This window comes from Ligilactobacillus hohenheimensis, from assembly GCF_947381805.1.
GTDB lineage: Bacteria > Bacillota > Bacilli > Lactobacillales > Lactobacillaceae > Ligilactobacillus > Ligilactobacillus hohenheimensis.
The window spans coordinates 507,872-533,560 of record NZ_CANCXC010000001.1 but is presented as its reverse complement, the minus strand read 5'-3'; the positions used below and the strand labels follow the sequence as shown (position 1 = coordinate 533,560).

The window sequence follows — 25,689 nt, the reverse complement described above, 5'->3', positions numbered from 1 at the left end:
GAAACGTGCTATAATGAAACAACGCATAACAGTAAAGAAGGGACGATGGCATGAGCTTTTCAGAACAGACGCTGGACCTGCTGACGGCGGGTCAGTACGAAGAAGCCAAGAAGAAGTTTGCGTGGGCCCTGCGGAAGGACGACGATGAGATGGTCCACAGCCTGGCCGAGGAGTTGGCGGCCCTCGGGTTCACCAACATGGCCAAGCGGGCGTACGAGAAGCTGCTGGAGCGCTATCCGGACGAGGATGAACTCCGGGTGGACCTGGCGGAGTTGGCGGTCAGTGCCGGGGATGACGACCAGGCACTCGACTACCTGGCGCAGATTCCCCCAACGTCACCGGCGTACCTGCAGTCGTTGCTAGCAGCAGCGGACTTGTACCAGACGCAGGGGCTGTTTGAGGTTGCAGAACAAAAGCTCCTGGAAGCCCAGCGGTTAGCGCCGGACGAGCAGGTCATTCAGTTTGCCTTAGCGGAGCTGTACTTTGACATCAAGCAGTACCGCAAGGCGGTGGCGTACTACCTGGACCTAATTAAGCAGGGGGTCACCCATTTTGCGCAGGTTAACCTGGTTCAGCGGCTGGGCGTGTCCTACGCTGAAGCCGGAAAGTTTGACCAGGCGCTCGGGTACCTCGAACAGATCCACGAGGAGGACCTCGATGCGGATGCGCGGTTCCAGTTGGCGTTTACGCAGCTGCAGCTCAAGCACTACGACGACGCACGCCAGAACTTTGAAAAACTGCGTGAACTCAACCCGGACTACGCGACGCTGTACCCGTACCTGGCTGACATTTACGTGCACCAGGGGGATTCGCGCCAGGCGTTGGCCACCCTGCAGGAGGGGATTGGTGTGGACGAGTATAACCCGCAACTGTACGAGCGGGCGAGCCGGCTAGCCGAACAGCTAGGGGATGCCAAGCTCGCCCGGCAGTACCTGCAGACCATCGTGGACCAGGACCCGGACAACGTGACGGGCGTGCGTTTGCTGAGTGACTTGCTAGTGCGGCAGGGCGATGCGGCGGCCAACCGCGAACTGCTGACGACATACCTGAAGGATGGCAGCCCGGACGCCCACCTGTTGTGGAATCTGGGCCGGGCAGAGGCGGCGCAGGATGACTACGCTGCTGCCCTGCAGCACTACGATGCGGCGCGGCCGGAACTGATGAGTGACGCGGCGTTTGTGCGCGATGCGGCGCTCTTTTACCGCAATGCGGGCCGCCGGGATGATGCGCGCGAGTGCGTGGCGGCGGCCCTGCGGTTTGAGTCGGACGATCCGGACATGCTGCAGTTACAGGACGAACTGCTTGATTAGGGATGCTTTTAATATAGAAAAAACGGAGGACGTGACTGACTGGCACGTCCTCCGTTTGGGTTTAAGCATTATTTACCCTGAACTTCATCCTCAACCCGGTCCTCCGGGGCGTAGGTAAACCCTTCACCGACGACCTCGTTAACATCCAGGATCGAGATGAAGGCCTTGTTGTCAATCCGGTCGACAATCCGTTTGACCGTGGTGAGTTCTCCCTGGTTCATCACGCAGTAGACGGCCTTGCGTTGTTTGCCGGAGTAGGCGCCCTCGGTCATCAGGTAGCTGGCGCCCCGGTTGGTTTTGTCCATGATGGCGTGGGCGATTTTTTCCGGAAACTGCGTCATGATAATCATCCCGCGGGCACTGTACGCGCCGTCCTGGATGAAGTTGACGATCCGGGAGAACACGAAGGATGCCAGCAGGGTGTACATCATCCGCCGCAGATCAATGTAGGACAGCGAGGCGGTCAGGACGCACGCGTCCAGGGCAAAGAGGGTTTGGCCCATCGGAATCCCCATCTTATGCTCGAAGATTTTGGCAATCACATCGGTTCCGCCGGTCGTGCCCCCAAACCGGTAAACCAGCCCGGAGCCACCCCCGCCGAGAATCCCGGCCAGCACCCCGGCGATGAAGAGGTCGTGGTGGATGTTGATGTGGATGGCGGGGAATCGTTGCCAAATCCAGATCCACAGTGATAGCATGACCGTTCCGTAGACGGTGTAAATCAAAGACTTTTTCCCGAGGTAGTGGTACCCAATGATAATCAGGGGAATGTTGATTAACAGCGTTGAGTAGGCCGGGTTAATGCTGAACCAGTACCGCAGGATTAGCGTGATTCCCGTCACGCCTCCCTCGGCTAACCGGTTGGCGATGTTGATAAACACCAGCCCAAACGCGTAGATGGCGGTCCCCGCACAAATCATCAAAAAGTCCACGAGGCGGAGCCGTTCGTCTGTTGTTGTCGTCATAGAAATGCCTCCTTTATTTTTAGTCGCTTTGCATATCGTATCATACGGGGCAGCTCGCGGCTAGCGAAGGGGGACTGCCGGGGACGAAGCGGACGGGGTGTGCTAAAATGAAAGGCAGTGAATTATGCGGAACGGAGGGACGAATTAATGAAGATTACGAACCTACCACCAGCCTTTGAGAAGGCCAAACCGGTGTTAGCCACGATTGAGCAGGGCGGCTACGAAGCGTACTTTGTCGGCGGGTGCGTCCGCGACACGCTGCTGGGGATTCCGCTCCACGACGTTGACATTGCGTCGAGTGCCTACCCCGCTGAAATCAAGCAGCTCTTTAAGCACACCGTTGATACTGGTATTGAACACGGAACGGTGATGGTGCTGGATCATGGCACGGGCTACGAAGTCACGACCTTCCGGACGGAATCGGCGTACCAGGATTTCCGGCGACCCGACCACGTGGAGTTTGTCCGCTCCCTCGGTGAGGACTTGAAGCGGCGCGACCTGACGATTAACGCGCTGGCGATGCGCTTGGACGGGACGGTGGTGGACCACTTTGACGGGTTAACCGACCTCAAGCACGGCATTATCCGCGCGGTGGGCGAACCCGCCGAACGGTTCCACGAGGACGCTCTCCGGATGATGCGGGCGGTCCGCTTTGGTAGCCAGCTGGACTTCCGGATGGATCCGGCGACGTTTGCGGCGATTAAGGAAAACGCCCCGCTCTTAGAAAAGATTGCGGTTGAACGGATTCACGTTGAATTTATCAAGCTCCTATTGGGAAAGAACCCGCGCCAGGGAATCGAACAGTTCACGCAGGCTGAATTGTACCGGTACTGTCCGGGAATGGCACAGGCCCGCCCAGCACTGGAGCGACTCGTGCAGTTGCCGACCATTGATTTACCGGACGAAAACGCGGCGTGGACGCTCCTGACAGCGGTGATGGGGCTGAACGAAAAACAGACCGCCAAGTTTTTGCGGCAGTGGAAGTGTGCCAACGATACCATTGCGGCGGTTACCGCTGCCCGGACGGTGGTAACTAAGCTGCAGGCAACCGGCGTGGATGCGTGGACGGCGTACACGGTGGGCCGGCCAGCGTTGGAACGGGCCGAGGTGGTTGCGGGCTTGCTGGGCATTGCCGTTCCGGAAAATTTGCTGGCGCGGTACGATGCCTTACCGATTAAGGACAAGCATGAATTACGGCTAACCGGGCAGGACCTGATGAATGAATTAGGGGTGCGGCCAGGGCCGGCATTTGGCCGGGTGCTTGCGCAGGCGGAGCGGCGCGTGGTTGCCGGCGAACTACCAAATGACCACGCAGCCTTAATTGCGTTTGCCCAAACCGTCCTAAAGGAGATGAGCGACTAATGCAAACGTTACGGGTGGAACACCTGACGAAGACCTACGGTGAAAAGACGCTGTTTGACGACCTGAACTTCATCGTGAACGAACACGACCGGATTGGCGTGATTGGGACGAACGGGTCCGGGAAAACAACGCTGATGAACGCCCTGAGTGGGGTGGACCCGGCCGATTCTGGGCAGCTGGCTAAACCCAACGATTATCGGATTGGCTACCTGATGCAGACCCCGCAGCTGGATCCGGATAAAACGGTGCTGGCGGCCGTCTTTGACGGGGCGGCGCCGGTGTTTCAAACCATCCGCGAATACGAAGCGGCGGTCGCGACGTACGGGGAACACCCTGATGATCCGCAGGCGGAGCGGCGCTACGTGCGGGCGGAAGAACGGATGAATCAGGAAGATGCGTGGAATGCGGATAACGAAGCGAAGGCGATCTTAACGCAGCTGCACATCAAGGATTTTAACCAGCGGGTGGGGACGCTGTCAGGCGGTCAGCAAAAGCGGATTGGCATGGCGCAGGTGCTCTTACAGGCGCCCGATCTCTTAATCCTGGACGAACCGACCAACCACCTCGACTTTGATTCGATTGCGTGGTTGGAGGAGTACTTACAGGGATACAAGGGGGCGCTGATTATCGTCACCCACGACCGGTATTTCCTCGACCAGGTGGCAACGCAGATTTTTGAGCTGTCATTCGGGAAGCTGTACCAGTATACCGGGAACTACGAGGATTTTGTGCGGCAAAAGGCGGCGCGGGTTGACCGCGAGTTGACCCAGGAGCACAAGCAACAGCAGCTCTATAAGAAGGAGTTGGCGTGGATGCGGACCGGGGCCAAGGCACGCTCAACCAAGCAGCAGGCGCGGATCAACCACTTTCATGAACTGGAAGACAATCTCGGCCACGTACAGGTCGACGGCCAGGTCAACATTAACCTCGGCCAGCAGCGCCTCGGCAAAAAGGTGTTGGAGTTAAAGGATGCCGCGCTCACGCTGGGTGACCACCGCATCATGCAGGACTTTAACCTGCTGATTCAGGGCGGGGCCCGGATCGGCATTACCGGGATGAACGGTGCCGGCAAGACCAGCTTTTTAAACGCCCTGGTTGGTGATCAATCCCTTGATGCGGGGAAAGTTGTCCGCGGTGAGACCGTTCGGCTTGCCTACTACAAACAGCACATGGAGCAGTTGCCGCCGGACAAACGGGTCATCAGTTACCTAAACGAGGTCGGTCAGAGTGTTGTTAACAAGGACGGCGACCGGATTAGCACCACGCAGCTGCTCGAGCAGTTCCTGTTTCCGCGCTTCATGCACGGGACGCTGATTCGGAAGCTTTCCGGGGGCGAACAGCGGCGGCTGTACCTCCTCAAGCTCCTGATGAGCCAGCCAAACGTTCTGGTGCTTGACGAACCAACCAACGACCTGGATGTCGGGACCTTAACCGTGCTGGAGGATTACCTGGAGCAGTTCAAGGGAACTGTGATTACGGTTTCCCACGACCGCTACTTCTTAGATAAGGTCGTGGACCAGCTCTTAATCTTCGACGGGGACGCGCGCATTGAGCGCTACACCGGCCGCTTTACGGAGTACCTGGCGGCTAAGCAGAATGCAACCCAGGAGAAAGAAAAGACGCAGGCCAAACCAAAAGCAGCGGGAAAGCCGAACGACCCGGCACCGCAGGACACGCCAAAGAAGAAGCTGACCTACGCGGAGCAGCTGGAGTTTGATAAACTAGAAGATGAGATTGACGCACTTGAGGAGCAAAAGCAGGCCGTGGCGCAGGAGATGACGGCCAGTGCGGGGGACGATTACACCCACCTGGCAGAGCTTCAGCAGCAGCTTGACGACCTGAACGCCCAGATTGACACCAAGATGGCGCGCTGGGACGAATTGAGTGCGTATGTCGACTAACTGAAAGGAGTCGGGGAAATGGCAATTGTTGAAACGCCGTACCTGGAAATGATGCGGGACGTGTACGAACACGGATACAATAAGGATGATCGGACGGGGACGGGCACCCGGAGCCTGTTTGGCTACCAGATGCGCTTCCACTTGGCGGATGGCTTTCCGCTGTTGACCACCAAGCGGGTCCCACTGGGGCTGATTAAGAGCGAGCTTCTGTGGTTCCTGCACGGGGACACCAATATTCAGTACCTGTTAAAGCACAACAACCACATTTGGGACGAGTGGGCCTTTGAAAAGTGGGTGGCTAGTGACGAGTACCAGGGGCCGGACATGACCGACTTTGGGCTGCGTTCTCAGCGCGATCCGGTGTTTAACGAGGAGTACCAGAAGCAAAAGAAGCTGTTCTGTGAGCGCATCGTAAACGACGATGCGTTTGCGGCGAAGTACGGCAACCTCGGCAACGTCTACGGCGCGCAGTGGCGCCACTGGCAAACCCGGCGGGGAACAACGATTGACCAGATTGCCAACGTGATTGAACAAATTAAGACGAACCCGACGTCCCGGCGGCTGATCGTGTCAGCGTGGAACCCGGAGGACGTCCCGGCAATGGCGCTCCCGCCGTGCCACACGCTCTTCCAGTTCTACGTGGCTGACGGTAAACTCAGCTGCCAGCTGTACCAGCGGAGTGGGGACATCTTCCTGGGCGTGCCGTTTAACATTGCCAGCTACGCCCTCCTCACGCACCTGGTGGCCCGGGCAACGGACCTCGAAGTTGGGGACTTTGTGCACACGCTCGGTGACGCGCACATCTACAAGAACCACTTCAAGCAGGTGGAAGAACAGCTGAGCCGCAAACCGGTGGATGCCCCAACGCTGTGGCTGAACCCAGAGAAACACGATTTAGCTGATTTTGACCTGGATGACATCAAGGTTCAGGATTACCATCCGGCCGGCGCAATTAAGGCGCCCGTGGCCGTCTAGGAGGGATCGGAATGCTTGCGTTTATTTGGGCAGAAGATTTCGCGCACCACATCGGGGTGGATGGCCACCTCCCGTGGCGGTTGCCGGATGACCTGCAGTATTTTAAGCACACGACGCTCAATCACCCGGTTGTGATGGGGCGGCGGACGTTTGAGAGCTTTCCGCACCCGTTACCGCACCGCCATCACGTGGTACTAACGCACGACCGGCAGTTGGCCGCCCAGTATGCGGATAACCCGCAAGTTGAGTTTGTGTTTGACCAGGACCAGCTGGATGACTGGCTGGCAGCGCACGAAAATGAACTGGTCTTTATCATTGGTGGGGCCACGCTTTTCCGCATGTACGCAGCACGGGTGGACCGGCTGTACGTTACGCAGATTGAAGAAACGTTTCCGGCTGATACGACGATGCCGGCGCTTGATTACGACCAGTTTGAGGAAGTGCGTCGGGTTGCGGGAAAGATGGACGAACGGAATAAGTACACCCACACTTTTGTGGTCTATCAGCGGAAATAAAAAATTGCCCTCAAGTGGGGTTGAAGGAATATCGTTAAGCTAATCGCCTTTTAATGAGCGGTTAGCTTTTTTATGGTGTGGTGGTTTGCTATAATGGAGCCACGGCATTTAGTACGAATTATCAACTAATAGGAGTGATAACATGACTGATTTAACGAATAGGGTCGCCATCGTCACGGCGTCCAGCCGGGGAATCGGCTTTGCGATTGCGCAGGAAATGGTGGCGGCGGGGGCCATCGTGTACATGGCGGTGCGCGACAGCGAAAAGAACCGCAACCTGGTAACGAAGCTCCATGCGGAAAACAACCGTTACCGCCACGTGATTTACAACGCCTTTGAGTTTGACACCTACGAACCGATGATCAAAGAAGTGGCTGAAAAGGAGGGTCACGTGGACATCCTCGTAAACAACTTTGGCCGGACGGATACCGACAAAGACCTGACGGTGACAACGGGCGACCCGGAGATGTTCTTCACGATCCTTAAGACGAACGTGGCGAGCGTTTACTACAGCTGCCGGTACGCCATTAAGCAGATGCAGCAGCAGAAGACCGGAGGCAGCATCATTAACATTTCGTCGGTTGGCGGGGCCACGCCGGACGTTGCCCGGACGGCATACGGGACGTCCAAGGCGGCGATTAACATGCTGACCCAGCAGGTCGCCACGCAGTACGCCCACGACGGTATCCGGTGCAACGCAATTATGCCGGGACTGATTGCGACGGACGCGGCCGTTGATAACATGTCCGGCCAGTTCTGGGACACGTTTATCAAGAACGTCCCGTTAAACCGGCCGGGGAAACCGGCAGACATCGCGAAGGCGGCGGTCTTTTTGGCAAGCGACGACTCATCCTACATCACGGGACAGCTGTTACCGGTTGCCGGTGGCTTTGGGATGTCGACCCCGATTTATAACGCAACGCTGGGGAAGGATAATCATTTTGAAAAGTAACCTAAGGAAGGAAAGGGGCCGCTTGTGGCCCTTCCTTTTTTCGGCTGCACACATCTTTTTATAAATGTAACCGTTCTTCCGGATGATTTTGTGTTCATCAATTCTAGAGATATGGTAGAATACCACTAATGGTTCGGATTTTCGAACACGGAACAAACCTTGAGGAGGACGGACATGACGGACGTAAAGTATAAGCGCGTACTGTTAAAGTTAAGTGGGGAAGCCCTTGCCGGTGAACAGGGCCGGGGCATTAACCCGCCGGAGATCATGAAGGTTGCTAAGGAAATCAAGGATGTCCATGATCTCGGTGTCCAGGTTGCCATCGTTGTTGGCGGGGGCAACATGTGGCGCGGGGAAGCTGGCGCCCAGATGGGAATGGAACGTTCCCAGGCGGACTACATCGGCATGCTGGGGACGGTAATGAACGCCCTGGCGCTGCAGGACAATCTCGAGCAGCTTGACGTACCGACCCGGGTTCAGACATCGATTGAGATGCGGCAGATTGCCGAGCCATATATTCGGCGGAAGGCCATCCGGCACCTTGAAAAGAACCGGATTGTGATTTTTGCCGCCGGAACGGGCTCCCCGTACTTCTCAACGGATACCACCGCAGCACTGCGGGCATCTGAGATCAATGCGGACGTGATTTTAATGGCCAAGAACGGCGTTGACGGGATTTACTCCGCTGACCCGCGGAAGGACGAAACGGCCACGAAGTTTGATAAACTGACCCACATGGATATCATTAACCGCGGGCTGAACGTGATGGACACCACGGCATCATCCCTATCCATGGAAAACGACATCCCGTTGGTGGTCTTTAACATGAACGAGCGGGGCAACATCAAGAAGGTTGTTGAAGGGGCCCCAATCGGAACAACAGTGGAGGGCAAGTAAAATGAAGGTTACGGATCCAGTATTAAAAGACGCACAGGAAAAAATGAAGAAGGCTGAGCAGAACCTCCAGCGCGAACTCGGAAACATCCGTGCTGGCCGGGCGAACGCCAGTCTCTTAAACCGGATTATGGTGGAATACTACGGCGCCCCAACGCCGTTAAACCAGATTGCCCAGATTACCATTCCGGAAGCCCGGGTGCTCTTAGTCACGCCGTTTGACAAGAGTTCCTTGAAGGACATCGAAAAGGCCATCCTGGCATCTGACCTGGGAATTGCGCCGATGAACGATGGGTCGGCTATCCGGTTGGTAATCCCGCAGTTGACCGAAGAGCGGCGGAAGGAGCTCGCCAAGCAGGTGAAGGCAACCGGTGAAGAGGGTAAGATTGCTGTTCGGCGTGTCCGGCGGGAAATGATGGACAAGCTCAAGAAGGCCCACAAGGCCGGTGACCTAACGGATGACGACCTGCACGACTTGGAAGATCAGGCCCAACAGCTTACCAACGAAGGAATCAAGCAGGTTGAGGACATCGTTGCCGCTAAGGAACAGGAAGTCCTCGAAGGGTAAAAATGAAAGTAACGGGGGCCGGTCCCAGCTGACCCCTGTTTTCTTTTGCGTTGGTTTAAAGGAGGAATGAGATGGAACTCGGGTTTAAAAATCACCGTCAGAATGAAGCCGTTCCGGAGCTTGACCACGAGCGGATTCCGCACCACGTGGCAATTATCATGGACGGCAACGGCCGGTGGGCGCAGAAACGCCACCTCCCGCGGGTTGCGGGGCATAAGCGCGGCATGGAAGTCGTCAAGGAAATTACGAAGGCGGCCAGTCACCTGGGAATTAAGGTACTGACGCTTTATGCGTTTTCAACGGAAAACTGGAAGCGGCCGGATGCTGAGGTCAACTACCTGATGGACTTACCAGTAAAGTTTTTCAGTACGTTTGTCCCGGAATTAATCGAAAATAACGTGCGGGTCAACGTGATGGGCTACATGGACCAATTGCCGGCAAGGACGCAGAAGGCCGTCAACGACGCGATTGCCCAGACCGCCCACTGTACGGGCATGGTGCTCAACTTTGCGCTGAACTACGGTGGTCGCGCGGAAATCGTTACCGGGGTACAGCAGATTGCCCGCGAAGTGCAGGCTGGGAAACTTACTCCGGATGAGATTACTGAAGAAACGCTCAGCGCCCATATGATGACGGCACCGCTAGCCCCGGACGCCGATCCGGACGTTTTAATCCGGACGAGTGGTGAGGAGCGGATCTCTAACTTCCTGTTGTGGCAATTAGCTTACAGTGAATTGGTCTTTACGGACGTGTACTGGCCGGACTACACTCCCGATGAACTGGCGCGCAACATTGCTGCGTTCCAGCAGCGGCACCGGCGCTTTGGGGGACTTGATGACGGAAAGGACGAAAAATAAATGAAACAACGTGTGATTACGGCCATTGTGGCCATGATTATCTTTATCCCGCTGCTGATTTGTGGCGGGACGCCATTCAGCATCCTGGTAGTAGCGATGGGGCTGGTGGCAATGTCGGAAATGTTGACGATGAAAAAGAAGCTCCTGGTTTCTCCGGAAGCCGGTCTGAGTTTTCTAATGATGGCGGGCATGCTGGTGCCGGATTCATGGTTGCGGGTTATTCCGGGAATTACGCACCTTGATTTGCTGTACTTCTTTGCCCTGATTCTGTTACTGTACACGGTGGCGTCCAAGAACCGCTTCTCGTTTGATGATGCCGGGGCGCTGGTCCTGTGTGCCGTATACGCCGGGCTGGGCTTCCACTACATGATTGCCGCCCGGAACGTCGGGTTAACAACGATCTTATACGGCCTATTAATTGTGTGGATCACCGACAGTGGGGCTTACATGATTGGGCGGCAAATTGGCAAACACAAGCTGGCCCCGAAGATGAGCCCGAACAAGACCTGGGAAGGGTCAATTGGTGGGACCGTTGCGACCGTGATTTTGGTCGGAATCTACCTGTACTTCTTCCCGCTGAAGAAGTACTCCTTACCGGTGATGCTGCTGATTACGCTGGCGCTGTCAGTTGCCGGCCAAATCGGCGACCTGGTCGAATCAGCCTTTAAGCGGCACTACGGGGTTAAGGACTCCGGGAAGATTTTGCCGGGGCACGGTGGTATCCTGGACCGGTTTGACTCGTTACTGTTCGTCTTACCGCTGATGCACCTCTTTGGTTTGATTTAACGGGGGACGCCGAAAATGATTATTACGATTATTGCGTTTGTTATTGTTTTCGGGGTGCTGGTCACGGTGCACGAATTCGGGCACTACTACGTTGCGAAGCGGTCCGGAATCCTTGTGCGCGAGTTTTCCATCGGAATGGGCCCCAAGCTCTTTGCGTACCGGAAAAACGGCACAACGTACACGATCCGGATTCTCCCGCTGGGCGGTTACGTCCGGATGGCGGGGTTGGACGATGAGGACGCCCTTCAAAAGGGAATGGCTGCCCTTTTAACGACGGATGACGATGAGGTCGTTCGAACCATTGATCTGCGCCGCGACCACCCGAGTTTAACTGGTTTACCACTGGAAGTGACGGACTGGGATTTGCAGGACAAGCTGTGGATTGAGGGGTATGAAACCGGTGCCGGCGAAGAGGTGCACCGGTTTAAGGTTGCGCGCGATGCGACGGTGGTTGAACCGGACGGCACGCCGGTGCAGGTTGCGCCGCGGGACGTTCAGTACCAGTCGGTGAGCGTGTGGAAACTGATGCTGACGAACGTGGCGGGGCCGTTCAACAACGTGCTATTAGCCATTGCGGCGTTTATGCTGGTTGCGTTTCTGCACGGCGGTGCTCCTCAGGTCACCAATGCCGTTGGGCGCGTTGAACCCCATTCAGTTGCCCAGAAGGCGGGGTTACGCGCCAACGACCAGATTCTGCGGGTTGCTGGACACAAAACCACTAACTGGACGGAACTAACACGGGCAATCGAGCAGCGCGGTGGTCAGAAGACGACGTTTACCGTCCGCCGGGGTCACCGGGTCCGGCAGATGACGCTGACGCCCAAGGTGGTTAAGCAAAACGGGAAACGGCTGGGTCAGATTGGCATCATGGGAAAGGTGGTCTTAAACCACCATTTCTTTACGATGGTCGGATATGGTTTTACCCAGACGTGGACGATGACCAAAGCGCTCTTCGGGGCGTTGGGCACAATGATTACGCACGGATTCCACCTCAACGATTTAGGGGGGCCGGTGGCCATGTTCTCGTACACCGAACACGCCGCCAAGCAGGGGCTTATCAGCATTGTGAGCCTCACGGCGTTCCTATCAATCAACCTGGCGATCATTAACCTGCTACCGATTCCAGCCCTTGACGGGGGGAAAATCCTGTTAAACCTGATCGAGGCGGTCCGGCGGAAGCCGATTAGCCAGAAGGTGGAAGAGACCCTGACGTTGATTGGGTTTGGGTTTTTGATGGTGCTGATGTTCCTGGTGACGTGGAACGATTTGCGCCGGTACTTCTTTTAACTAAATAAAGTGTAACGAAAAAAGAATGTTAAACTGCATTAGCAGGATTTAGTGTAAAGCCGAAAAGTGATGACTAGGCCTTAAATGCTTAATTATCACTTTTTTATTATATAATTTATGTCGTTTTAGGAATGTATTTTTTGAGAATGTATTAGTTTAGTGTCCTCTGTGTTTTTGCTTCTTTTTTTGCTGTCTTAATATGAATCTCCTTTCTTTTTGCTTTTCGGTATCGATTTTTTTCTTTTTTTTTCTTTTTTTCTTTATATTTTCATGTTGTTTTTGTAGTGCTTGTTGGGCTTTTGTTCCCTTAAATTTAAGTGTTTTCTTTTTATCTTGCCTTATTTTTTTTTGGATTTTTTTAATGTTAACGTGGTCATATTTTTCTTTGATTATATTTTTTTCTTTGTAAAATTGGATTTGGTTCCAATTATTTAGAATTAAATGATAGATATCTCGTGTTTTAGGCTCAGAAGTTCCTAAGTTAACTGATGCAACAGAGTACGATTTTCCATTCATTTTTTCAAATATCGCTTTATAAAATGGAGCATCAAATACGATAGTTAGTTTTAGTTTATTCATATAAATTCCTCCTACATTTATTTTGTTTTCTACGAAGAAGCATAACTTATAAGGATGGGTACTTACAATATTATTTTACTATCGGTTAAATAATATTTTTGATTCATAGTTCACTGATTTTATTATACCAGATAAAAAATAGTTTGAAATGTATAGAAACACGTATTATAATCAACGTGTGTTGATAATTAACTAACATTAATTATTAATTAAAGGATTAAAAGGAGAATTTCATGGATGACATTGTAATTACTGGGATTGGAGTTGTTTCGCCCTTGGGAGTTGGATCACAAGAATTCTGGGAAAATGATTTTAAAGGAGTATCTAAAATAAAACATTGTAAAGTAATGGAAGATAATAATTTAAAATCAAAAGTCTATGTTCCAATCCAACATTTTAATATAAAGGATATTATAAATGATGATGAACTTTGTAAGAAAGCAAGGTTTATACAAATGGGAGTTGCTGCTGGTTTTCAGTCAATTTTTGATGCTGATTTTAATGAATATTATGATCCAAAAGATATTGCAGTTATCTATAGTTCAGCTATTGGAGGAACACCTGAGATTCAAAAAATTTATGAGCAAATGACCTCTAATGGCACAACTTCAATCAAAAACAAAGAGATTGGTGAAGAATTTTATAACGATGGGATGTTTAACTATCCTGCAACGTATATAGCTGAGAAATTTGATTTCAAAAACGTTTGTTGTTCTTTATCTACGGGATGTACAGCTGGTTTAGATGCTATGATAACAGCAATTCAGTTATTAAATAGTAATGAAGCCAAAGCGGTTGTTGTTGGAGCATCAGAAGCCCCATTATGCAGTTTGACATATTCAACACTAGATGCAATAGGTGCTCTTTCTAAATGGAATGGGAAACCTTGTGAAGCCTCTAGACCTTTCGACAGAAAAAGAGCAGGTTTTGTTATTTCAGAAGGGGCTACGGCATTAGTATTAGAGAAAAAGGAATATGCAGAAAAACGGAATTCTAAAATATTAGCAAAGATTTCCGGCGCATTTAGTTTAAATAATGCGTATCATATGACAGATTTAAAAGATTCAACCGTATTAGAACACGTAATAAAACGAGTAATGGATATGAGTAAATGTTCAGCCACTGATATTGATTACATAAATGCTCATGGAAGTTCAACTTTACAAAATGACAGTTGTGAAGCAAATGCAATCAGGAATGTGTTTGGAGGTAATGCTAAGAATATTCCTGTGAGCTCGACTAAGTCTATGATGGGGCATTCACTTTCTTCCGCGAGTTTAATGGCAATTGTTAGTACAATAGGTGCGATTAAATATCAATACCTACCTCCAAATATAAATTACAGATATGAGGATCCTAAATGTAATTTAAATATTGTTAAAAGGCCAAGAAGGGGAAAAGTGAATAATGCTTTAGTAATGGCGAGTGGTTTTGGAGGAATCCATTCAGCATGTATTTTACAGAAAGTGTAGGATTGTTAGATTGAAGGATAAAGTTGTTATAACAGGTATTGGAATTGTAAATCCCTTAGGCAATAGTCTTCAAGAATACTCAAAAAATTTATTTCACTGTAAGACAGGAATTAGAAATATTGATAAATATAAAAAGGAAAAGCAAGATATTAAAATTGGAGGGTTGGTTAATAATATTGATTTTTCTAAAATTCCTAGAAGACTAAATCATAAAATTGATACATTTATCCGATATGCAATGATAGCTTCAAATGAAGCTATTCAAAATGGGGATTTACAATTAGAAAATGAGAATCCGTATAAAATTGGAGTATTTGTCGGAAATAACTCAGGGGGATGGGATATCTCGGAAAAAGGTTTTAGTGAGTTATACCAAAAAGGTGCAGAATATGTTAATCCTTGGCAAGCAACGGCATGGTTTCCCGCAGCTCCACAAGGGTTTATTTCAATTAAAAACCAAGTCAAAGGATACTCTAAAAGTTTTGTAGCCGGTAAATGTAGTGGCTCATTCGCGTTAAAATTTGCCTTTGAATCATTAGTTAACGGGTTCGATGATGTTGTGCTATGTGGTGGTACAGAAGCGCCAATTACAAAATTAGCCACAAGTTGTTATTCACAACTAGGTACATTTTATTTGGGTAAAAAATATAAGACTGTACATCCGTTTGATCGAAATACACAAGGACAAATTCTTGGAGAGGGTAGTGCATTTGCTATCTTAGAAACTGAAAAACACGCAATTGCGAGAAAAGCCCAAATCTTAGGAGAGTTAGTTGATATAAACTGTACTAAAGATAATTCAATTAATGGGATGGAATACGATTATTGCATTTTTTCACTTTTGGAGAGAAATAACTTATCGATTAAAGATGTAAGTTTATTCTTACCTGAAGGTTCTGGAGATAAAGTTTCAGACCAAATTGAAGCGAATTTTATAAAGCGTCTTTCCCCGCAAACAATTGTTACAGTTCCTAAAATGTTATATGGCGGATTATATGGTGCATCCACTATGACAGACTTAATAAATGGGTTACTATTTTTTTCTAAGAATAGGGTAGTCGGAATCGATTATGATTATAAAACCATAAATAACGTTAGCTTATTAAAACATACAATTAATTTCAATGGAAACTATATTTTGATTGTAAATAGGTCACGTGAAGGCGTAAATACAGCGGTATTAGTAAAAAGAGTTGGAGGAAAATAAGATGAAAGTGTATGAATTTTTAAAGTGTTATTTGCAAGATATGGGATTTGAAGAAAACGAAATTGAAGAAAGTAAAACAGTCGGAGATTTAGCTTTGGATTCAACTGAAAAAGTTGATTTGGCATTAGCTATAAAAGATAATTTTGGGAAAAACGTTAATTTAGATGATGATTCACTAACATTAAACGAATTGGTTCGCGTAATTGAGGAGGATTAACAATGACTAAAGAGATTGAAGAATACTATAAAAAAGTATATTCAGAAAAAAAGGTTTCAGAGCAGGAGTGGATTGCCGGAACAGCTAATCCGGAATTAGTAAATTTAGTTTATACTAATAAAATTAAACCGAATTCTAGGGTATTAGAAATTGGTTGTGGTATTGGGTCTGAATCTGTTTTTTTAGCGGTGAGAGGAATGAATGTAACTGCCTTAGATATATCAGAAAGTGCAATTTCGAAGGCGAGAGAGTTAGCTAATGTCTATGATACTAAAGTAAATTGGAAAGTGGGTAATATATTAACAGATGATAATTTAAATGAAAAGTTTGATGTTATTACAGATCAAGGATGTTTTCATCATTTATCTGATGAAGAAAGAGTACGATATGAAGAAAAAGTTGTTAAATTATTAAAGCCTAAAGGGATGTTCATTCTTCGATGTTTTTCAGATAAGATTCCTGGAGGTCCACAACCTAGACGCATTTCTAGTGATGAATTAATTGATACATTCCATAAAGATTTTAAACTTGAACGATTAGAACATGTTTTATCGTTTTCTACACAAAAAAGGAAATTTCCGTTAGGATGGTTTTCTTTATGGCGTGAAAGATGATGATACAAGGAATAGGTTTAGACATACAAAATATAGGTCGAATCGAGAGAATAATATCTAACCATAGGGCAAGTGTAGTTGATTTTATTTATACAAAGCAAGAATGGAATTTAATTAATTCATACAAGAATGGGATGGAAATAGCAACAGTACTTTTTTCATTAAAAGAGTCTGTGTCAAAATCATTAGGAACGGGAATAAGGGGATTTAAATTTTCGGATATTGAAATATTAGTGAAAGAAAATAAATTAGAAATTAAATTTAGTAATAATATCGGGTATTTAATAGATTCTAAGATGAGATGGTTTGTAACAATTGTTGTTATACCTTCCGTAGTTATAACTAATGTGGTAATGGAGAAATAACGTTGAACTTCTTTATAAAAAAATGTCTTTTTAATAAAGATAGAAAAAGAACAGCAATTATTGATGAACATGATCAATATTCTTATCAGGATGTAGTGGAACACATAAATTATGTAGTAGCTAAGTTCAAATCGATGAAAATTTCTAAACAAGATACAGTAGCTATTATTGCAGAAGATTCTCCGATGTATATTTTTACATTTTGGGCATGTATCCTAAGCCACGTAAAAGTAATGGTGGTAAATATTAAGACAAATGAAAAAGACTTAAGAGAAATATTTGATTTGAAACGTCCCAAAAAGATAATTACAGATAATATAGAAAGGTATGAAAAGTATACTATTCCACTAATCGATATTGCTCGGTTAGAAGGGAAAAAGGCGAAAGAAGATTACTGCTCATTTGATAGTGAAGAAACTGCCTTTTATTTATTTACATCTGGTAGCACGGGAATGCCTAAGTTTGTTCCTCATAGTATTCGTGATATGGAATATTGTGCTAAAGCATTTCAAAAGACAGAGGTAGGTTTTTTACCATCTGATAAAGTGTTTTCAGTATCTAAAATTCCGTTTGCATTTGGATTTGGAAATATAATGTATTTACCTTTCTATGCCAATAGTACAGTAATTATGGGAGAAAAAAACGGCATATTTAGTATAATCAATATAGTTAAAGAGTTGCATCCTTCTGTAATTTTGGCAGTTCCTTCAGTCTATGGAAGTTTATTAAAACTAATGGAAGAAAGGCCTAACGATATTAAATTTAGAGAATCAATTGCTTGTGGTGAAACTTTACCTTCTCAAATTGCTAAGGATTGGGAAAAAAGATTTCGTATACCACTGTTAGAGGGTATGGGTACAACTGAATTTTTATATACTTTTTTTACCAACACCTTTTCGAATAATAAAATTGGGAGTGTAGGAAAAGTAATAAAAGGGTATAAGGCAAAAATATTAAATGAAAACTTAAATGAAGTTTCAGATGGTACAGTTGGAAGACTTTTTGTTGAAGGAAAAAGCCTTACTACTGGTTATTTAGGATCGAACTCTTCTGAAATAAAAGAAGAAGGAATGTTTACAGGCGACTACTTCTATAAGGATGACGAAGATTTCTTTTGGTATTGCGGAAGAAGTAATGATTTATTTAAAGTTAAGGGAATGTGGATTAAAGCAGAAACAGTAGAAAATGAGCTTTTAAAGTTACCCTTTATAAAAGAGGCTGTAGTTTTTCGGTCAGAGGATAAGTTAAATATTTCATCTGTTTGTGCAAGTGTTGTGGTGAATAGCTCACAGAAGATATCAAGATCATTAATAAATTCATTTATGAGAAAAAATCTTGAACCTTATATGATACCTCAACATTATTACGAACTAGAAAAAATTCCTAAAGGGGCCACTGGAAAAATAGATAGAAGGGAGGTTAATAAATATCATGGAAAGGAAATTAGTTAAGAAGATACAAGATAGAGATATTAGTACACCATACGGCAGAGTGATTAGTATTTTAAAAAATTCCAATTTAACTGTGGGAATATCCACATTGGATGTGGGCAAATCTCAACGTTTAGTACATGAATACAGTAATGAGGAGATTTATGTATTAAGTGGAAGTTTTGAATTATATTGTGACAATAATTTGATAACTTTGAATGAGAATGATCATATTTTTATTTCCAGGAATATACCTTATACAATAAAAAATATATCTGATCAGAGAGTGAAAGTGATTTATATTGCATACCCGTTAGCACCATCTAAACAATCAGGCCACACATATTTGGGGGAAGAAAATGAAAGAAATGATTAAATTTAGTCCAGAAATTACAAAGATATTTTTCGAGTTAACGAAAGAAATCACGACGGAAAGTCCTTTTTCAAATAAGCAAAAAGAATTAATTCTAATAGGAATATTTACATCAAATCAAGGCTTTAATGGATTAAAACATCACATCAAAAAGGCAATTGAGCAAGGGGCATCACAAGAAGAAGTTTTATATTCTATATTATTGGCATTGCCAGTGGTAGGAATTACGGTGACAAATAAAGCGTTTAAAATTGCATACTCTATTACAAAGGATTTTATCAATGAATAAAAGTTATAAAATTATAGATTTGAGCTTGCCTGTTATGAAAAATAGTTCTGAACCGATTTCGTTTGAACATATTAAACTTAATGGTAAAAATGGAGTAGAATATATATCTCAAAAGTCAGGTATAAGTAAAGAGGCATTTCCAGATAACCAATTTATTACAATGGATGAGTATCATATCAAAACGCATATGGGAACGCATATAGATTCTCCTAGTCATTATGGCGCTTCGGAGGTTTCAGGGAATGTAAACTATAAAACAGTAAGTGATTTGCCATTGGAATGGTTTTTTGGAGAGGCTGTAAAGCTAGATTTTAGTTCATTCCCACGAAAAAAAAATATAATGTTGTCAGACTTTGTTAACCAAGAGAAAAAACAGAAGTTAAAAATTACTCCGGGCACTATTGTTTTGTTAAGAACAGGGATGGATAGATATTTTGGAAAAAAAGAATACTTTACAGATGGACCAGGTGTTTCAAAAGAAGTTATAGAGTATCTAGTTGAAGAAAAAAAGGTGAAAGTTATAGGAATTGATAGTTATGGTGTAGATAGGTCATTTCCTGTTATGATCGATGAATATAAGAAAACTGGTAATATCGATGTTCTTTGGCCGGCTCATATGATTGGAAGAAAGCATGAATATGTTCAAGTTGAAAGGCTATGTAATTTGAAATTAATACCGGATTCTAATTTCTTTGTAAGTCTTTTCCCAATTAAATTACAAAATGCTGATGCAAGTTGGATTCGAGCTGTTGCAATAGTTAAGGAGAATAAATGATGAAAACCAAATGTGAAATAAATGTAGATCTAGATATGAACGATTTATTTACAATTACTAATAATGTAGAGAATTGGCCAAGATTATTTTCCAATTATTCAAAGGTAGATGTTTTAGATAAATCGAAGAATTATGTGAAGTTCAGATTATATTATAGAGAGAATGATGGATCTATCGTTTCATGGATTTCAGAAAGAACGTGGGAGGCGACAGACAAGGAGATTCGAGTAACAGCAAAAAGATTAGATCCAGTTTTGCCATATAAATATATGAATTTAATTTGGGAGTATCGACATCTAGGAAAAAATAAGACCAAAATGATTTGGAAACAAGAATTTGAAATAAGTGATTTATTACCGAAAGATAAGAAAGATAGGCTTATTAAACATTTAATAAATTCTTCTCAAAATGAAATTAGGTTGGTTAAAAACAATGCAGTCAAAATATTTGGTAAGTAAAGATTTTTCTTTTTATGCTAGTGTTAAAAGTACAACTTCAAAAAATGCAATTTTTTTAATTCATGGTTTAGCCGAAAGCCCGTTATCATGGAAAGGACTATCTGATAACCTAGATCTAAATTCTTTCATATTGTTTAGAAGTTTATACGATGAAGTGAATGATTATAACTGTAGGTCTGTTTCAGACGAAATTAGATATATGGAATATGTGATTAAAAACATCTGTAAAAAATATAATATCGATAAAGTTATAATAGCGGGTCATTCTTTAGGGGCGTATATTACAAATAAAATTGAAATGAAAGATGTAGACATTGTAGGAAAGGTTCTTATTTCACCGTTTTACAAATTGCATTTAAATTTAGAAAGATTTGATATCAAAAATGGGATAGAAAAAGGTTTTTATAACGAGACGGATTCCCAAAAAATATTGGAATTTAAAGAAGAACTATTTAGATTTAGTGATGATATTATTAAGCAAGATTTTCTACTTTGTCAGGATTTATCTGAAAACAATAATGACGAATTAATACCAAAATTGGTAATTAGGCCAATGGATGATAAAACAGTATCAAAAAGACAGATCACGTCGTTAATAAAAAATAACAATAATATTCGGTTGTGTTGTATAGAAAAAGCTGGACATAACGTTTTTTTTGAACGGCCATTTCAAACATCACAAGTAATAACTTCTTTTATTGATCGGATTTTACTTAAATAACCTAAAAAGATTCAGTTTTATTTAAGATGCTTTCGAGGCTTGAACATTCTTTTCCCGAGATGGTTTGAATAAATACTCTTACTAGTTTTTGTTGTAATTTACTTGTATTAAGAATAACTTTTCTTCAAAATTAGTTGATTTTATGTAGTGGTGTTTTCTATCTATTTGATTATTCTTTTCTCCAACGTGCCTTTTTTGAATCATAATTTGATAATTCTACCTAAAATGGGCAAATTTTTGATAAACACGATTGAGGCAATCCGGCGGAAGCCGATTAGCCAGAAGGTGGAAGAGACCCTGACGTTGATTGGGTTTGGGTTTTTGATGGTGCTGATGTTCCTGGTAACGTGGAACGATTTGCGCCGGTACTTCTTTTAGTTAAATAAAGTGTAACGAAAAAAGGTTGGGACAATAACGAAGTCCCAACCTTTTTGTGTTGCATGTGTTCTTATTACCACGCCTTGCATGCCGCCTGCATGAACGTAACCGCATCACCCACGTAGCGGTAGTCCGCGTAATCAAAGATTGGTGCGTGGGGGTCGGTGTTGACTGCCACGATGGTGCCGGTATTCTTAACACCCGCTAGAAACTGGGATGACCCCGAGACACCGAGGGTGATTAGCAGGCGCGGGTGCACGGTTTGCCCCGTTAAACCAATCTGGGCCTGAACGCCAAAGCCCGGAAGGAGGGACACCGGCCGGGTGGTCATAACGGCCGCGTTCAGCTGGTGGGCCAGTTGCTTAGCGAGCCGGATTCCTTCAGACGTTGCCGCGCCCCGTCCTAATGCAATAATGCGTGCGGCGTCCTTTGGTTGGTGCGGGGACGTCGGTGCAGTCGCCGTTGTTTCGCCGGTCAACTGACTCAGCGGCACGGGAAACGGGGTAACCGTGACCGTGGTCGGCGTTGGGGCCGGTGTGGTGGCAGTAGGGAACACGCCCGGCCGAATACTTGCCATGGCCGGGGAAGTGGTGGTCATGATGGTGCAGGCCACGTTGTCCCCGTACGCTGGTTTGGTCTGGACAAGCTGGCCGTCCCTGAACTCAAGGTCCGTACAGTCCGCACTTAATCCGGTGTGGAGGAGCCCCTGAACGTACGGGGCAACGCTGCGGCCAAGCGGGGTGGCGCTAAAGAGGGCAAACGCGGGGTTAACCTCCCGGATGTGGGCGGCTAACACGGCGGCCTGTTGGGCAACGGTGGCGTTGTCCGGTATTGGAATAAGCGTAGCGTGAGCGATTCCTGTGCCCTGAAGCTGCCGTTGGAGGGTGGAATGGTCCTCAGTCGCACCAAGGATTGCCATGTTCAGGGTCACCCCGGCCCACTTCTGGGTGTGGGCGGCTAATTCCAGCACGCCCGGGGCGAAGTGGCCGTTATGATATTCACCATAAAGCCATCCTGTTGTCATTTGATTACCTCCCGTGATTGTTGAATAAGGGTGCTTAGCTGGTCCACGGCAGTCGGGGCATCATTCGCCAGGGCAGTTGCCGTGCGTTTAGTAGGGTGCACCGGCGTCAGCGCAGTAACCGTGGTTGCGGACCCCTTTTGTCCAACCGTTGCTGGGGCACACCCAATCGTAGCGGCGTCCCATGTTTGGAGCTGGTGAGCCGGGTCAACCGCTGCTGCCTGAGCGACTGTCATGGCTGCGGGGGCAAACGTTGCCGCCGGTCCCACCGTCAGGACCGCCTGGGTAGTTAAAGAAAACGTTGTTGCGGTGGTACCGAGTTGGCTGGTAACCATCGCCGGTTCGTCCGGAACAATGCGCGTAATGTTGGGAAGAAGTTCCCAGCCTAACTGGGCGGCGATGTTTCCGCCCACCTGACCGGTATCCGCATCGGTGGACTGGGTACCGGTAATCACCAACCGGACCCCATTACAGTGCCGGATGGCGGCGGTGAGGGCGGTCGCGGTTGCTAGCGTATCCGCCCCCGCAAACGCCTTGTCAGTTAGTAAAACTGCGCGGGTGGCCCCCATGGCCAGGGTTGTCCGCAAGAGGTGCTCGTTATTGGGAGCGCCCATGCACAGTGCGATGATGTCCTCATCCGGCGTGGTGCGCAGCATCTTCGCTGCGGCTAACGCGTACCTATCGGCCGGGTCAAGGTGGGTTGCCGTTGTGGTCCGTTCAAGGCGGTGGGTTTGTGGGTCAATGGCGACGTGGTCACTGACCGGCACTCCCTTTACGCATACAATAATACTCATGTTTTAGGACCTCCTTAATTAACGTTGACGGTGCATCGCGGCAAACGTCACTGTTGCTGCCCGGCGGTCGTCAAGCACCGTCAGGGTTTGCAGCAACTGACTGCCAGCGACCCAGCTAGTCCACTGGTTCTGGTTGCGGATCCCAAACGCCTTGAACGTCGCTGCCATCCGGGTGGTGATGATTCGTTGGTTCGTTCCCGCCGTAATCATGGCAACGGCCAAGGCCTCGTCCTGATCATCATCCTGGTCCGCTGTTGTCAGCGTCAGTGAGTTCAGGAAAGCGGCGTGACGGGATGTGCTGGCCGCCATGGCGGTTAACCGGGCAATCTGGTGCTGCATGGCGGGTTGCATGGCAAGGTTTCCGTTTTGTTGGGGAACGTTTTTTCCGTATTCGACCAGGTACCCCGTCATTGCCTGCTGGAGGGCGGCCGTAATGGTGACCAGCATCCGTTCAAATTCCCGCTGGTTTTGGGGGGCGGCGTCATCCAGTGCAGCCTGAAGCATTGGGGCTGTCACTTGGGGATTGAGGCCCAGCTCCCAGTGCGCTGCGAGGTGGATGCTCCACCGGGGAACCACCGGAGCGGTCCGTTCAAGCAGGGCCGTTTTTACCGCGGCCGGTGGCTGGGCGAGAAACCCGCGTTCTTTTGCTCCCTCCCAGAGGGAAGCTGACTCAGGGAGCGTTGGCGTTGCCGTCAGGTAATCGTCAACGAACTGGGTGATCAGCGGGTTGATTAAGTCGCTTGCAATCATTCTAATTCCTCCTCGTTTATCTTGGTAAATCAATTATCCCATGATTCTTTGGTGACGGAAAATATCTTGCCTGGTAATTCCGGGGTGGCTGGAGGAAGGCGGTAAAATTTGGTATCATAGGAAGCGATTATTGATACGCGGAAGCGGAAGGGGATAGTTATGAAACAATCACGGATGTTAATTCCGACACTTAAAGAAACACCGAAAAAGGCTGAGGCGGTCAGTCACCAGCTCATGTTACGGGCGGGCTACATCAAGCAGATTTCTGCGGGGATGTACGCATACCTGCCCCTCGCTTTTCGGGTAATGGAAAAGATCCAGACCATCATCCGGCAGGAGATGGAGCGGATTGATGCCGTGGAGATGCTGGTCCCCGCCGTTGTTCCCGCTGAACTGTGGGAGGAATCGGGCCGGTACGCAACGTACGGGCCGGAATTGTTTAAGTTTAAGAACCGGCACGAACGGGATTTCATTCTCGGTCCAACCCACGAAGAAACGATGACGACCATCATGCGCGACAGCATCAAGTCGTACAAGAAGTTGCCGTTATCGGTTTACCAGATTCAAATGAAGTATCGGGATGAAGACCGGCCGCGGTACGGGTTACTGCGGGGCCGCGAATTTCTGATGCTTGACGGGTACTCGTTCCACATTGATGACGATAGTTTGGACGACACGTTCCGCGCAATGGACCAGGCCTACCACAACATTTTTGACCGGTGTGGGCTTGATTACCGGGAAATTATTGCGGACTCCGGCGCCATGGGCGGAAAGACCTCTAAGGAATTCATGGCAATCGCCCCAATTGGCGAGGACACGGTGGTGTACTCCGACCAGAGCGACTATGCGGCTAACCTGGAAATGGCTAAGAACCTGCGGGTTGCGAAGAAATCCCACGAGTCAGCCCGGGAGTTAGCCAAGGTGGCAACGCCGGGCAAGAAGACAATTGATGACGTGGCTGAGTTCCTCGGCGAAGAACCAGCTGACTTGGTGAAGACGATGCTGTACATTGTTGACGGGGAACCGGTGATTACCCTGCTGCGGGGGGATGACCAGTTAAACGAAACGAAGTTCACCAACCTCCTTGGAGCCAACGACTTACGGCCCGCAACGCCAGAAGAGGCCCAGCAGTACATGAACGGCGCCTCGTTTGGTTCACTGGGTCCGGTGGGCGTTGATGAGCACATTAAGATCTACGCCGACCAGGACGTTGAGGGCATGATGAACATCAGCGTTGGGGCCAACGAGGATGGCTTCCACTACCAGAACGCCAACATTGGCCGCGACTTTACCGTTGAACAGTTTGCCGACCTGCGGAATGTTGAGGAGGGCGAGTTATCGCCGGACGGGCAGGGAACGCTGCAGTTCACCCGCGGAATTGAAATCGGCCACATCTTCAAGTTGGGGACGCGTTACTCAGAAAGCATGCACGCAACGGTCTTAGACCAGAACGGGCGCGACGTTCCGCTGAAGATGGGGTGCTACGGGATCGGGGTTTCCCGGCTGTTATCCGCCATCATCGAACAGAATAATGATGAACACGGGATTATTTGGCCGCGCCAGATTGCGCCGTTTGATGTTCACGTTGTTCCGGTCAACATTAAGAACGACGAACAGCGGGCGCTCGCCGAAAAGATTACGGCAGAACTTGAAGACCACGGTTACAGCGTCCTGCTTGATGACCGGAAAGAACGGGCGGGCGTTAAGTTCGCTGATTCCGACTTAATCGGGCTCCCAGTCCGGATCACCGTGGGGAAGAAGGCGGCTGATGGCATCGTCGAAGTGAAACTCCGGCGGGCCGCTGAGCCGATTGAAGTAAAGGTTGCGGAGCTCCAAAACTCGCTGGCAATCCTGTTGAAGCAGGCTGAATAGGA

28 protein-coding genes and 1 pseudogene are annotated in these 25,689 nt (G+C 47.7%); 24 read left to right on the top strand and 5 right to left on the bottom strand.

Annotated elements, in window-relative coordinates:
- The first annotated feature begins 50 nt into the window (after positions 1–50).
- Positions 51–1,310, top strand: a complete 1,260-nt coding sequence (locus QOR60_RS02670; protein WP_283581812.1) for a tetratricopeptide repeat protein — start codon at positions 51–53, stop codon at positions 1,308–1,310.
- Positions 1,311–1,378: 68 nt separating this feature from the next.
- Here the strand turns inward: QOR60_RS02670 and QOR60_RS02665 are convergent, their stop codons facing one another.
- The gene (locus tag QOR60_RS02665; protein ID WP_283581811.1) at positions 1,379–2,275 is read right to left on the bottom strand and encodes a YitT family protein; all 897 of its coding nucleotides are present in this window, start codon (positions 2,273–2,275) and stop codon (positions 1,379–1,381) included.
- 147 nt (positions 2,276–2,422) lie between these two features.
- Here QOR60_RS02665 and QOR60_RS02660 point away from each other — a divergent pair, with 147 nt between their 5' ends.
- The 10 genes from QOR60_RS02660 (at position 2,423) to rseP (ending at position 12,372) form a co-directional block, all read left to right on the top strand.
- A complete protein-coding gene (locus QOR60_RS02660; protein ID WP_283581810.1) occupies positions 2,423–3,637 on the top strand; it encodes a CCA tRNA nucleotidyltransferase in 1,215 nt (404 codons plus the stop codon).
- Positions 3,637–5,538: an ABC-F family ATP-binding cassette domain-containing protein gene (locus tag QOR60_RS02655; RefSeq protein WP_283581809.1), complete on the top strand. Its 1,902-nt coding sequence runs from the start codon at positions 3,637–3,639 to the stop codon at positions 5,536–5,538. The genes QOR60_RS02660 and QOR60_RS02655 overlap by 1 nt, the downstream gene beginning before the upstream one ends.
- 18 nt (positions 5,539–5,556) lie before the next feature.
- A complete protein-coding gene (locus QOR60_RS02650; RefSeq protein WP_283581808.1) occupies positions 5,557–6,513 on the top strand; it encodes a thymidylate synthase in 957 nt (318 codons plus the stop codon).
- Between the two features lie 11 nt (positions 6,514–6,524).
- Positions 6,525–7,028, top strand: a complete 504-nt coding sequence (locus QOR60_RS02645; protein WP_283581807.1) for a dihydrofolate reductase — start codon at positions 6,525–6,527, stop codon at positions 7,026–7,028.
- Positions 7,029–7,170: 142 nt separating this feature from the next.
- Entirely contained in the window at positions 7,171–7,980 is an 810-nt protein-coding gene (gene hdhA / locus QOR60_RS02640) for a 7alpha-hydroxysteroid dehydrogenase (protein ID WP_283581806.1), read from the top strand.
- 174 nt (positions 7,981–8,154) lie between these two features.
- A complete protein-coding gene (gene pyrH / locus QOR60_RS02635; protein WP_283581805.1) occupies positions 8,155–8,877 on the top strand; it encodes a UMP kinase in 723 nt (240 codons plus the stop codon).
- Position 8,878: 1 nt separating this feature from the next.
- Complete coding sequence (frr, locus tag QOR60_RS02630; RefSeq protein WP_283581804.1) at positions 8,879–9,442, top strand: ribosome recycling factor; 564 nt, start codon at positions 8,879–8,881, stop codon at positions 9,440–9,442.
- A 71-nt stretch (positions 9,443–9,513) separates the two neighbouring features.
- Positions 9,514–10,299 carry an isoprenyl transferase gene (locus QOR60_RS02625; protein WP_283581803.1) on the top strand — a complete coding sequence of 262 codons (786 nt, stop codon included), beginning with the start codon at positions 9,514–9,516 and terminating at the stop codon, positions 10,297–10,299.
- A complete protein-coding gene (locus tag QOR60_RS02620) occupies positions 10,300–11,085 on the top strand; it encodes a phosphatidate cytidylyltransferase (protein WP_283581802.1) in 786 nt (261 codons plus the stop codon).
- Positions 11,086–11,100: 15 nt separating this feature from the next.
- Complete coding sequence (gene rseP, locus QOR60_RS02615) at positions 11,101–12,372, top strand: RIP metalloprotease RseP (RefSeq protein ID WP_283581801.1); 1,272 nt, start codon at positions 11,101–11,103, stop codon at positions 12,370–12,372.
- A gap of 156 nt (positions 12,373–12,528) precedes the next feature.
- Here the strand turns inward: rseP and QOR60_RS02610 are convergent, their stop codons facing one another.
- Positions 12,529–12,951 (bottom strand): YjdF family protein, encoded by a 423-nt coding sequence (locus tag QOR60_RS02610; RefSeq protein WP_283581800.1) that lies wholly within the window; start codon positions 12,949–12,951, stop codon positions 12,529–12,531.
- Between the two features lie 233 nt (positions 12,952–13,184).
- Between QOR60_RS02610 and QOR60_RS02605 the strand changes: the two genes are divergently transcribed.
- The 12 genes and pseudogenes from QOR60_RS02605 to QOR60_RS02550 form a co-directional block, all read left to right on the top strand.
- Complete coding sequence (locus QOR60_RS02605; protein WP_283581799.1) at positions 13,185–14,423, top strand: beta-ketoacyl-[acyl-carrier-protein] synthase family protein; 1,239 nt, start codon at positions 13,185–13,187, stop codon at positions 14,421–14,423.
- Positions 14,424–14,433: 10 nt separating this feature from the next.
- Entirely contained in the window at positions 14,434–15,630 is a 1,197-nt protein-coding gene (locus QOR60_RS02600) for a beta-ketoacyl synthase N-terminal-like domain-containing protein (RefSeq protein WP_283581798.1), read from the top strand.
- A gap of 1 nt (position 15,631) precedes the next feature.
- Positions 15,632–15,847, top strand: a complete 216-nt coding sequence (locus tag QOR60_RS02595; protein WP_283581797.1) for an acyl carrier protein — start codon at positions 15,632–15,634, stop codon at positions 15,845–15,847.
- Between the two features lie 2 nt (positions 15,848–15,849).
- Positions 15,850–16,461, top strand: a complete 612-nt coding sequence (locus QOR60_RS02590) for a class I SAM-dependent methyltransferase (RefSeq protein WP_283581796.1) — start codon at positions 15,850–15,852, stop codon at positions 16,459–16,461.
- Positions 16,461–16,826: a holo-ACP synthase gene (locus QOR60_RS02585; protein ID WP_283581795.1), complete on the top strand. Its 366-nt coding sequence runs from the start codon at positions 16,461–16,463 to the stop codon at positions 16,824–16,826. The genes QOR60_RS02590 and QOR60_RS02585 overlap by 1 nt, the downstream gene beginning before the upstream one ends.
- Before the next feature lie 2 nt (positions 16,827–16,828).
- A complete protein-coding gene (locus tag QOR60_RS02580; protein WP_283581794.1) occupies positions 16,829–18,277 on the top strand; it encodes an AMP-binding protein in 1,449 nt (482 codons plus the stop codon).
- Complete coding sequence (locus QOR60_RS02575) at positions 18,258–18,632, top strand: cupin domain-containing protein (RefSeq protein WP_283581793.1); 375 nt, start codon at positions 18,258–18,260, stop codon at positions 18,630–18,632. Before QOR60_RS02580 ends, QOR60_RS02575 begins: the two co-directional genes overlap by 20 nt.
- The gene (locus QOR60_RS02570; protein WP_283581792.1) at positions 18,616–18,918 is read left to right on the top strand and encodes a carboxymuconolactone decarboxylase family protein; all 303 of its coding nucleotides are present in this window, start codon (positions 18,616–18,618) and stop codon (positions 18,916–18,918) included. The genes QOR60_RS02575 and QOR60_RS02570 overlap by 17 nt, the downstream gene beginning before the upstream one ends.
- Positions 18,911–19,693, top strand: coding sequence for a cyclase family protein (locus tag QOR60_RS02565; protein ID WP_283581791.1), 783 nt, complete (start codon positions 18,911–18,913; stop codon positions 19,691–19,693). The genes QOR60_RS02570 and QOR60_RS02565 overlap by 8 nt, the downstream gene beginning before the upstream one ends.
- Positions 19,693–20,151, top strand: coding sequence for an SRPBCC family protein (locus tag QOR60_RS02560; protein WP_283581790.1), 459 nt, complete (start codon positions 19,693–19,695; stop codon positions 20,149–20,151). The genes QOR60_RS02565 and QOR60_RS02560 overlap by 1 nt, the downstream gene beginning before the upstream one ends.
- The gene (locus QOR60_RS02555) at positions 20,126–20,872 is read left to right on the top strand and encodes an alpha/beta fold hydrolase (protein WP_283581789.1); all 747 of its coding nucleotides are present in this window, start codon (positions 20,126–20,128) and stop codon (positions 20,870–20,872) included. Before QOR60_RS02560 ends, QOR60_RS02555 begins: the two co-directional genes overlap by 26 nt.
- Positions 20,873–21,076: 204 nt before the next feature.
- Positions 21,077–21,250 (top strand): annotated as a pseudogene (locus tag QOR60_RS02550) (metalloprotease RseP); the annotation flags it as partial.
- A gap of 73 nt (positions 21,251–21,323) precedes the next feature.
- Here QOR60_RS02550 and QOR60_RS02545 read toward each other — a convergent pair.
- Genes QOR60_RS02545 through QOR60_RS02535 form a run of 3 tightly spaced genes read right to left on the bottom strand, consistent with a single transcriptional unit; the run spans position 21,324 to position 23,815 of the window.
- On the bottom strand, positions 21,324–22,274 hold the full coding sequence (locus QOR60_RS02545; RefSeq protein WP_283581788.1) for an electron transfer flavoprotein subunit alpha/FixB family protein: 951 nt from the start codon (positions 22,272–22,274) through the stop codon (positions 21,324–21,326).
- Entirely contained in the window at positions 22,271–23,065 is a 795-nt protein-coding gene (locus QOR60_RS02540; RefSeq protein ID WP_283581787.1) for an electron transfer flavoprotein subunit beta/FixA family protein, read from the bottom strand. Before QOR60_RS02540 ends, QOR60_RS02545 begins: the two co-directional genes overlap by 4 nt.
- 18 nt (positions 23,066–23,083) lie before the next feature.
- Positions 23,084–23,815 carry a hypothetical protein gene (locus QOR60_RS02535; RefSeq protein ID WP_283581786.1) on the bottom strand — a complete coding sequence of 244 codons (732 nt, stop codon included), beginning with the start codon at positions 23,813–23,815 and terminating at the stop codon, positions 23,084–23,086.
- A gap of 159 nt (positions 23,816–23,974) precedes the next feature.
- On the opposite strand from QOR60_RS02535, the gene QOR60_RS02530 reads away from it, so the two are divergent.
- The gene (locus QOR60_RS02530; protein ID WP_283581785.1) at positions 23,975–25,687 is read left to right on the top strand and encodes a proline--tRNA ligase; all 1,713 of its coding nucleotides are present in this window, start codon (positions 23,975–23,977) and stop codon (positions 25,685–25,687) included.
- The last annotated feature ends 2 nt before the right edge of the window (positions 25,688–25,689 follow it).

Coding starts and splice junctions, on each gene's coding strand:
- QOR60_RS02670 (WP_283581812.1), top strand. CDS start 51: ATGAGCTTTTCAGAACAGACGCTGGACCTGCTGACGGCGGGTCAGTAC.
- QOR60_RS02665 (WP_283581811.1), bottom strand. CDS start 2,275: ATGACGACAACAACAGACGAACGGCTCCGCCTCGTGGACTTTTTGATG.
- QOR60_RS02660 (WP_283581810.1), top strand. CDS start 2,423: ATGAAGATTACGAACCTACCACCAGCCTTTGAGAAGGCCAAACCGGTG.
- QOR60_RS02655 (WP_283581809.1), top strand. CDS start 3,637: ATGCAAACGTTACGGGTGGAACACCTGACGAAGACCTACGGTGAAAAG.
- QOR60_RS02650 (WP_283581808.1), top strand. CDS start 5,557: ATGGCAATTGTTGAAACGCCGTACCTGGAAATGATGCGGGACGTGTAC.
- QOR60_RS02645 (WP_283581807.1), top strand. CDS start 6,525: ATGCTTGCGTTTATTTGGGCAGAAGATTTCGCGCACCACATCGGGGTG.
- hdhA (WP_283581806.1), top strand. CDS start 7,171: ATGACTGATTTAACGAATAGGGTCGCCATCGTCACGGCGTCCAGCCGG.
- pyrH (WP_283581805.1), top strand. CDS start 8,155: ATGACGGACGTAAAGTATAAGCGCGTACTGTTAAAGTTAAGTGGGGAA.
- frr (WP_283581804.1), top strand. CDS start 8,879: ATGAAGGTTACGGATCCAGTATTAAAAGACGCACAGGAAAAAATGAAG.
- QOR60_RS02625 (WP_283581803.1), top strand. CDS start 9,514: ATGGAACTCGGGTTTAAAAATCACCGTCAGAATGAAGCCGTTCCGGAG.
- QOR60_RS02620 (WP_283581802.1), top strand. CDS start 10,300: ATGAAACAACGTGTGATTACGGCCATTGTGGCCATGATTATCTTTATC.
- rseP (WP_283581801.1), top strand. CDS start 11,101: ATGATTATTACGATTATTGCGTTTGTTATTGTTTTCGGGGTGCTGGTC.
- QOR60_RS02610 (WP_283581800.1), bottom strand. CDS start 12,951: ATGAATAAACTAAAACTAACTATCGTATTTGATGCTCCATTTTATAAA.
- QOR60_RS02605 (WP_283581799.1), top strand. CDS start 13,185: ATGGATGACATTGTAATTACTGGGATTGGAGTTGTTTCGCCCTTGGGA.
- QOR60_RS02595 (WP_283581797.1), top strand. CDS start 15,632: ATGAAAGTGTATGAATTTTTAAAGTGTTATTTGCAAGATATGGGATTT.
- QOR60_RS02590 (WP_283581796.1), top strand. CDS start 15,850: ATGACTAAAGAGATTGAAGAATACTATAAAAAAGTATATTCAGAAAAA.
- QOR60_RS02585 (WP_283581795.1), top strand. CDS start 16,461: ATGATACAAGGAATAGGTTTAGACATACAAAATATAGGTCGAATCGAG.
- QOR60_RS02575 (WP_283581793.1), top strand. CDS start 18,258: ATGGAAAGGAAATTAGTTAAGAAGATACAAGATAGAGATATTAGTACA.
- QOR60_RS02570 (WP_283581792.1), top strand. CDS start 18,616: ATGAAAGAAATGATTAAATTTAGTCCAGAAATTACAAAGATATTTTTC.
- QOR60_RS02565 (WP_283581791.1), top strand. CDS start 18,911: ATGAATAAAAGTTATAAAATTATAGATTTGAGCTTGCCTGTTATGAAA.
- QOR60_RS02560 (WP_283581790.1), top strand. CDS start 19,693: ATGAAAACCAAATGTGAAATAAATGTAGATCTAGATATGAACGATTTA.
- QOR60_RS02555 (WP_283581789.1), top strand. CDS start 20,126: ATGCAGTCAAAATATTTGGTAAGTAAAGATTTTTCTTTTTATGCTAGT.
- QOR60_RS02545 (WP_283581788.1), bottom strand. CDS start 22,274: ATGACAACAGGATGGCTTTATGGTGAATATCATAACGGCCACTTCGCC.
- QOR60_RS02540 (WP_283581787.1), bottom strand. CDS start 23,065: ATGAGTATTATTGTATGCGTAAAGGGAGTGCCGGTCAGTGACCACGTC.
- QOR60_RS02535 (WP_283581786.1), bottom strand. CDS start 23,815: ATGATTGCAAGCGACTTAATCAACCCGCTGATCACCCAGTTCGTTGAC.
- QOR60_RS02530 (WP_283581785.1), top strand. CDS start 23,975: ATGAAACAATCACGGATGTTAATTCCGACACTTAAAGAAACACCGAAA.